This window comes from Pengzhenrongella sp. (assembly GCF_036565025.1).
Classification (GTDB): Bacteria; Actinomycetota; Actinomycetes; order Actinomycetales; family Cellulomonadaceae; genus Pengzhenrongella.
The window spans coordinates 1-3,743 of sequence record NZ_DATCNW010000461.1 but is presented as its reverse complement, the minus strand read 5'-3'; the positions used below and the strand labels follow the sequence as shown (position 1 = coordinate 3,743).

At 70.3% G+C, this 3,743-nt stretch carries 3 protein-coding genes and 1 pseudogene; 2 read left to right on the top strand and 2 right to left on the bottom strand.

Translation table 11 applies throughout. The annotated features are described in order from the left end of the window. Positions 1-1,305 (bottom strand): HNH endonuclease signature motif containing protein (locus VIM26_RS25905; RefSeq protein ID WP_331956213.1); only part of this gene is annotated, 1,305 nt, incomplete at its 3' end. A gap of 682 nt (positions 1,306-1,987) precedes the next feature. Between VIM26_RS25905 and VIM26_RS25900 the strand changes: the two genes are divergently transcribed. Beyond that, positions 1,988-2,518 carry a hypothetical protein gene (locus VIM26_RS25900; protein WP_331956212.1) on the top strand — a complete coding sequence of 177 codons (531 nt, stop codon included), beginning with the start codon at positions 1,988-1,990 and terminating at the stop codon, positions 2,516-2,518. Positions 2,519-2,559: 41 nt separating this feature from the next. On the opposite strand, the gene VIM26_RS25895 is transcribed toward VIM26_RS25900, so the two are convergent. Beyond that, positions 2,560-3,363 carry an aminotransferase class IV family protein gene (locus VIM26_RS25895; protein WP_331956211.1) on the bottom strand — a complete coding sequence of 268 codons (804 nt, stop codon included), beginning with the start codon at positions 3,361-3,363 and terminating at the stop codon, positions 2,560-2,562. 163 nt (positions 3,364-3,526) lie between these two features. On the opposite strand from VIM26_RS25895, the pseudogene VIM26_RS25890 reads away from it, so the two are divergent. Beyond that, positions 3,527-3,743, top strand: a pseudogene (locus VIM26_RS25890) (bifunctional ADP-dependent NAD(P)H-hydrate dehydratase/NAD(P)H-hydrate epimerase); the annotation flags it as partial.

Genomic DNA, 3,743 nt, shown 5'->3' with positions numbered 1-3,743 from the left:
CAGGATTCCGGTGGCGACGTCGGTGTCGCCGTGGTCTCTGGCCCAATGAACGCAATGGTGACATTCGCACAGCCGAGCCGGCGCGTCGCAGGACGGGTACTGGCAGTGCTTGTCGCGGGCGATGATCGCCCGGCGCAAATGCTTGCGGTACGTCCGCTTGGTGCGCCCGACGTTCAGGATCTGCCCGTCCGGTCCGAAGACCATCCGGCTGATCTCCCCGTCGCACAGCAACCGGCGCAGGACCGCCCATGGGACGGGCTGGCCGTCCTCGAACGTCGCCGCGTCCAGCAGCCCCGCGGCCGTGAACTCCCCGTCCCCCGCCGAGAGGGTGCCGGCGAGGTTCTCGAGCCCGGTGATATGCCCGGGCGCGTACGGGATGGGCAGCAGGTCGCCGGGGAGCTGGTCGCCGGCGCCGACCTGGGAGGCCAGGGCGAGCAGGGTGCGGTAGCCGACGTGGATGTTCAGGTGCGGCTTGACCCCGCCGGTGGTGCCGACCAGGCCGTGGTCCAGGGTGAGCCGGGTCATGGTGGTCAACGCCTCGACGCGCAGCTGGGCGCGGGTGCGGATCTCGTCCTTCGAGGGGGTCCGGGCGAGCGTGTCCAGGGCGGTGAGCAGCAGCTGACCGTGCTCGGTGGTCATGAACGCGCCGAGGAGGTACCCGCCCGTGGTCAGCGCGATCTCGAGGTACTCCCGGTCGGTGGCCTCCTTGAACCCGCGGTCGTCCGCGTTCGGGTCTGTGGCGGCGGCCCACCGCTTGACGACGTTGTGGAACTTGTCCGCCGGCCACTCGCGCGCCTGCGTGAGCAGGAACCGCTCCCCGTGCACGTTCGTGGGATCGAGCAGCGCCTCGCGCCGCCCGGGGCTGGTCGCCGCGCACGTGGTCAGGATCTCGGCCTGGTCGGTCGTGATCCGCTCCGGCCCACCGGTCACCACGGCCGCCCCGGTCAGCGGCAGCTCGTCGCGCAGGGCCCGCCCGAGGCGGGTCATCCGCTGGGCGCGGTAGTGCGTGACGTGCGCCCGGCGGGACACCCACCAGGGGAACGTGCGGGCCTCGGTCGCCCACACCACGTCGGTCTCGACCACCGGCAACGCGCGAGTCGCGATCGCGGTGAACCGGTCACCAAACTCGTAGGTGGCGTCGAACAAGGCCAACGCACCTGACCCGTCCAGGTCCCGCGGCGCAACCCGCGCGATGGCGTCGAGGTGCTCGCGGACGGCGGCGTAGTGCTCCGCGAGCGACAGGCCGTCGGACGAGGGCGCGGTTGGCGAAAGCGCCGGCGAGATCTCGCTGTCGTCGAATGCCATCTCGGCCCCCTGCCGTCGAATTCCTTCGAATTCCTCTGCGCCAAACAATACAGGGGACCACTGACACTCTGGCGGGGCGACGACGCGGCTGTGGATCGTCGTGCGAAATCTGCATCCGGGGGCGGACGACCGGAAATTCGAGCGCAGCGGATTCATCCATGCGACAAGCGCTCTCAGTCGATGGGTGACCCGACCTTCCCGAGCTCCTCCACGTCGATCAGCGTGGCAAAGCCGGCCACCCGATCCTGCACCCGTCGGATGTTCGTACCTCAGGTTTCCGATGACCGTGACCGTGACCTCCCACACGTACTGCGGGCGCAGAACGTTGGCGTCGTCCGCCTCGTGCTCGCCAGCCAGCGACTCCAGGAGCCGATGGCTGAACGCGGACGTGGTCCGGGTCAGCTGCAACGCGGTGGAGTCGGTGAAGACGTCGTCGGCCATGTGCTTCTCGAAGGCGGCGGCGTCGGCCTCGGGAGCAGGGCGAACCGGTAGTGACCAATCGCCATCTCGAGATCGCCTTCTCCGCAGGCCCATGGAGCTGCCGCGCGATCCGTGTGGTGCCGTGTGGAGGTGACTATGCCGCTCCTGCGGTGGTCGCGCCCGCGGGGACGGCCCGCCGCGGGGGATGATCGTGGGCGACCGTCCGCGAGGCAGGCGGCAAATCGTGAGGGGAGGTGCGCAGGTGACCCGAGAGGCACGGCGACCGGGAGCCGGCTCGACCACCCGCACACCGTGGAGCCAGACTCTCGCGGTCGTGTATCTCGTGCTCGTCGCGGGCGTCTTCCTCAGCTTCATCGCCTACCCCGGACCGGTCTTCGACCAGCGCACGTACGAGCTTGTGGGGGTGGCCTGTGCGGTCGTCAGCCTCGGCTTCGCGATCAGGGGCGCCGCGCTGGGGATCGAGGTCGGCAGCGAAAAGGTCCTCGTCCGGTCGTGGTTCCGCACCCGTCGGCTCGCTCGTGTCGAGATCGTCGAGGTCAGCTCGGTGATCTACGACGGGTGGCGCAGCGGGCGCCGGCCGTCGGCCACGACGGACACCCTGCAGCTGCGCCTGCGCAACGGTCGTTCGGTGACCGCCTGGGGGATCGTCGGCAGTCGCGCCACGGTCCGCAAACGGGTCGTGCGCCTGCGCGTGTGCCTCGGCCTGTTGCAGCAGAACACGGAACCGCCCCGCCGTCGGGCGCGCGAGCGTCGGAGTCGCCGCCCGAGCTGAGCTGCCCGGCCGCGGGTCTCAGACGCGCGTCGGCATCCCGTTCACGGCCGGATCGCTGTCTCATCGGCGTAGGCGTCGTGCAGGAGCCGGGCGAATGCGGGCTCCTGGGCGAGCCGGTGGTCGCCAAGGCGCGCGAGGGGGATGGCAGGTGTCCACGAGTTCATCACCACCGCGGCGAGCTGGTCGGTGAGCTCGGACGTACGGATCTCGCAGGTCCGTTGGGGGATACCGCGGACGCGGAGCTGTCGGGTCAGGATCTGCATGGTCACACCGGTCAAGAGGTCGGCTCGCGGCCAGATCACGGACTCGCCGTCCCAGAAGGCGAGGTTCCAGATGGTCGCCTCGCTCAGCCGCCCGGACCGGTCCTCGAAGGCGGCGTCGTCGAAGCCCCGGGTCTTCGCCGCCCTGAGATAGCGAGTCTTGGCGGTCTCTCCGACGTGTTTGATGTGCGGGAGATGCCGCTCATGGCGAACTACGTCGAGCGCAAGCGGACCGGCGGGTGGTTCCGCAGAATCGGCGACCCTGATCAGCACATCGAGGTCGACGGCCCCGCCTCCGGGCGCGAATTCCCCAGGGCGAGAGGTGAGGTAGCACCTCAGCGACACATCGGGCCCCGCCGCATCGAGTGCGGTGCGCAGGTACTTGCCGAGCTGGGCGTCCGGCAGGTGCCGGCCGAAGAGTTCATCGCTGGCGCGGCGCAGCCGCGCCAGGTGGAGATCCAGGCCGCGCACGGAGTGGTCACGGACCTGCATCGCGGTGAAATGGGCGTAGCCGGCGAAGGCCATCGGTGCCAGGTGCTCGGCGGTGGCGGGGCTTCCATTGAGATGCGTGATCGAGATGGTCATGTCCGAACCGTCGGAGTTGACACCAGCGGCAACAACGGCACGTCAGGTCGCGCCTCCGGTGACCGGTCATCACCCCTGACGGCAGACGGCCGCTGTTCAACTCGGTTCATCAGTGCCGCGTCGAGCCAGGGACAGGAGCTCGGGGCCAGCGGTGTGCGCCGGTGTGGGCGAGGATGAGGACGTGATCCTCGGCTACACCGCCGCCCAGGTCCGGGCCGCGGAGCTCCCCCTGCTCGCCGCCGGGCCCGACGGCGCCCTGATGGAGCGCGCGGCGTTCGCCCTCGCCGTGCACGTCTCGCGTGAGCTGCGCGCGCGCGGTGGACCGGTCGTGGGGGCCCGCGTCGTCGCGCTCGTCGGGCCGGGCAACAACGGCGGCGACG